4 protein-coding genes are annotated in these 3,454 nt (G+C 74.0%); all 4 read right to left on the bottom strand.

Translation table 11 applies throughout. The annotated features are described in order from the left end of the window. Nucleotides 1-737 (bottom strand): tryptophan synthase subunit alpha (trpA, locus tag HMPREF3105_RS12265; RefSeq protein ID WP_070709872.1); only part of this gene is annotated, 737 nt, incomplete at its 3' end. Further along, on the bottom strand, nucleotides 734-2,059 hold the full coding sequence (gene trpB / locus HMPREF3105_RS12260) for a tryptophan synthase subunit beta (RefSeq protein WP_070709870.1): 1,326 nt from the start codon (nucleotides 2,057-2,059) through the stop codon (nucleotides 734-736). The genes trpA and trpB, both read right to left, overlap by 4 nt. Nucleotides 2,060-2,088: 29 nt before the next feature. Further along, the gene (gene trpC, locus HMPREF3105_RS12255) at nucleotides 2,089-2,895 is read right to left on the bottom strand and encodes an indole-3-glycerol phosphate synthase TrpC (protein WP_036338642.1); all 807 of its coding nucleotides are present in this window, start codon (nucleotides 2,893-2,895) and stop codon (nucleotides 2,089-2,091) included. Between the two features lie 5 nt (nucleotides 2,896-2,900). Beyond that, nucleotides 2,901-3,224 (bottom strand): HGxxPAAW family protein, encoded by a 324-nt coding sequence (locus HMPREF3105_RS12250; protein WP_010078761.1) that lies wholly within the window; start codon nucleotides 3,222-3,224, stop codon nucleotides 2,901-2,903. Nucleotides 3,225-3,454 lie beyond the last annotated feature (230 nt).

Genomic DNA, 3,454 nt, shown 5'->3' with positions numbered 1-3,454 from the left:
GTCAGCGCGCGCACCAGGGCCGTGCCGACGATCGCGCCGTCGGCGTAGGCGCCGATCTCGCGGACGTGCGCGGCCTGGGAGACGCCGAGGCCGACGCACACGTGCTCCGCCCCGGCATCCTGGGCCCGGCGGACCACGGTCTCGGCGACGGTGGACACCGCGTCGCGGGTGCCGGTGACGCCCATGACCGACACCGCGTACACGAAGCCGCGGGAGGAGTCGACGGTGAGGCGCACCCGCTCGTCCGTGGACGAGGGCGCGGTGAGGAACACGCGGTCCAGGCCGTGACGGTCCGAGGCCTCCATCCAGGCGCCGGCCTCCTCGGGCACGAGGTCAGGGGTGACGAGACCGGCGCCCCCGGCCTCGGCGAGGCGGCGCGCGAACTCGTCGACGCCCATGCGGTCCACGAGGTTCCAGTACGTCATCACCAGCACCGCGGCGTCAGTGCGCTGGGTCACCCGTCGGATGATGTCGAAGACGTCGGCCACGCGGAAACCGGCCTGCAGCGCCGCCTGGGTCGCGGCCTGGATCACGGGGCCGTCCATCACGGGGTCCGTGTAGGGCAGGCCCAGCTCGATGACGTCGGCGCCGTTGTCCGCGGCGGCGACGACGGCCTCGACGCACTCGTCCACGGACGGGTAGCCGGCCGGCAGGAAGGCGACGAGGCCGGTGCGGCCGGCCGCCTTCGCGGCATCCAGGGCCGCGGCGGTCTTGGAGTGCACGGTCATGCCGGTCACTGCTCCTCTCCGGGGGTCATCTCCTCGAGCGGGTCCTTCTCCTCCGTGGCCGTGCCGAGGCCGAACCAGGCCGCCGCGGTGGCGACGTCCTTGTCCCCGCGGCCGGAGAGGTTCACGATGATGATCCGCTCCTGACCCTCCGGGGCGTCCGGCCCCACGAGGCCCTCGTCCGCCCAGCGGCGGGCCAGGCGCAGCGCGCCGGCCAGGGCGTGGGCCGACTCGATGGCGGGCGTGATGCCCTCGGTGCGCGTGAGCCGGAGGAAGGCGTCCATGCACTCGGTGTCCGAGACCGGCTCGTAGACGGCGCGGCCCGTGTCGTGCAGGAAGGCGTGCTCCGGGCCGACGGCCGGGTAGTCCAGGCCCGCGGAGATCGAGTGGGAGTCGATCGTCTGCCCGTCCTCGTCCTGCATCAGGTACGTGCGGGCGCCGTGCAGCACGCCGGTGCGTCCGAGCGTGATGGACGCGGCGTGGCGGCCGGTCTCGAGGCCCTCGCCGCCGGCCTCGAAGCCGTAGAGCTCCACCCCAGGGTCGTCGAGGAAGCCGTGGAACAGGCCCATCGCGTTGGACCCGCCGCCCACGCACGCCGCGACGGCATCCGGCAGGCGGCCGGCCTGCGCCAGGATCTGCTCGCGGGCCTCTTCGCCGATCACGGAGTGGAAGTAGCGCACCATGGCGGGGAACGGGTGCGGGCCCGTGACCGTGCCCATCAGGTAATGCGTGGTGTCCACGGAGGCGACCCAGTCCCGCAGGGCCTCGTTGATCGCGTCCTTGAGGGTGCGGGCGCCGATCGCCACGGGGATCACCTCAGCGCCGAGCATCTGCATGCGGGCCACGTTCAGGGCCTGGCGGCGGGTGTCCTCCTCCCCCATGTACACGGTGCACTCCATGCCGAACAGCGCGGCCGCCGTCGCCGTGGCCACGCCGTGCTGGCCGGCGCCGGTCTCCGCGATCAGACGCGTCTTGCCCATGCGGCGGGCGAGCAGCGCCTGGCCGATCACGTTGTTGATCTTGTGCGAGCCGGTGTGGTTGAGGTCCTCGCGCTTGAGGAAGATGCGCACGCCGGGGGTGTCCGCGGCGAACCGCGGCACCTCGCTCAGCAGGGAGGGCCGGTTCACGTAGTCCCGGAACAGGGTCCGCAGCTCGGCCTCGAAGGCGGGGTCCTGCCGCGCCTCCTCGTAGGTGCGGGTGAGCTCCTGCAGCGCGGCCATGAGGGACTCGGGCATCCACTGCCCCCCGTAGTCGCCGAAGTAGGGCCCGGCCTGACCCTGATACGGCCCCTCGAACTCGATCGCGGGCTCGGTGCTCGGACGGTCGGCGCTCATGGCGACCACGCTCCTCGGGTCTGGTTCGGTCAGCGGACGGTGAGGGACGCGGCGCGGAACGCGCGCAGCGCCTCCTCGGGGGCGCCGTGGCGCACGAGGGCCTCGCCCACGAGCACGACGTCGGCGCCCGCGGCGGCGTAGGCCTTGATCTGCTCCTCGGACTCGACGCCCGACTCGGCGACCCGGACGACGTCCTCGGGCAGCCCGTCGGCCAGCGCGGCGTAGCGGGCCGGGTCGACGTCGAGGGTCTTGAGGTTGCGCACATTGACGCCGAGGATGCGGGCGCCGGCGGCGACGCCGCGCTCGATCTCCTCGGGCGTGTGGGCCTCCACGAGGGCGTGCATGCCCAGGGACTCGGTGAGCTGCAGGAAGCCGGCCAGCTCGGCGTCGTCGAGGGCGGCCACGATCAGCAGGACCAGGTCGGCCCCGTGGGCGCGGGCCTCGTGGATCTGGTACTCGGTGACGGTGAAGTCCTTGCGCAGGACCGGCAGATCGACGGCGGCACGCACGGCGTCCAGGTCGGCCAGGCTGCCGCCGAAGCGGCGGGCCTCGGTGAGCACGGAGACGGCGCTGGCGCCGCCGCGCTCGTACGCGCGGGCCAGGGTGGCCGGCTCGGGGATCTCGGCGAGCGCCCCCTTGGAGGGGCTCGCCCGCTTCACCTCGGAGATCACCCGGATCCCCGCGGGGTCGGTGCGTCCGCCGTGCAGGGCCGCGTGGGCGTCACGCGGCGCGGGGGCGGCGGCCACCAGCTCGGACAGGCGCGCCTCGGGCAGGGCACGGCGGCGAGGCTCGAGGTCCTCACGGACGCCGTCGATGATCTCCTGGAGGACGGACACGCGGATCAGTGACCGTGCTGGCCGCGACCCGCGCCGGCCTTGCCGGCGACGATGCCCACGACGACGCCCACGGCCATCAGGGCGAGCCCGATCCACACGACGACGCTCCAGTCGGCGAGCAGGCCGACGCAGCCGGCCACGAAGCCGACGAGCACGAGCGCCACCATGGCCCACGCGCCGGGCGAGTTGCCGTGGCCCGGCAGCTCGAGGTGGGTCGGGTCGTTGAGCACCAGGCCGTCCTCGGTGACGACGACGTCCTCGACGGCGCCGCGGCGGGCGGCGCGACGGGTGGTGGGCTCGGTGTGCGCGGTGTTCGCGGTGTGGCTCATGGCTGTCCCTCACTGGTGCGTGGTGTACATGACGACTGTCCCTCATTGTGCCATGCGGGCACGGGGCCGGGCCCGCGTGACCCGGGACGACCCGGGCGGTGCGGGGCGGTCCGAGAGACGGGCACTCACGTGGGGTCGTTGCCGCGGGACAGCTCGTCCCACGCGTCCATCTGGTCCACGCGCCGGCGCTGGGCCGCCTCGCGGGCGGACTGCGCGGGCTGCTCCCCGGC

It is taken from the genome of Micrococcus sp. HMSC31B01 (assembly GCF_001816085.1).
Lineage (GTDB): Bacteria > Actinomycetota > Actinomycetes > Actinomycetales > Micrococcaceae > Micrococcus > Micrococcus luteus.
Note: the sequence above shows the minus strand (reverse complement) of the source record. Positions and strands in the feature narration are given on the sequence as shown.

Bases quoted from the DNA above. Each gene is read 5' to 3' on its own strand.
- trpB (WP_070709870.1), bottom strand. From the start codon at position 2,059: ATGAGCGCCGACCGTCCGAGCACCGAGCCCGCGATCGAGTTCGAGGGG.
- HMPREF3105_RS12250 (WP_010078761.1), bottom strand. From the start codon at position 3,224: ATGAGCCACACCGCGAACACCGCGCACACCGAGCCCACCACCCGTCGC.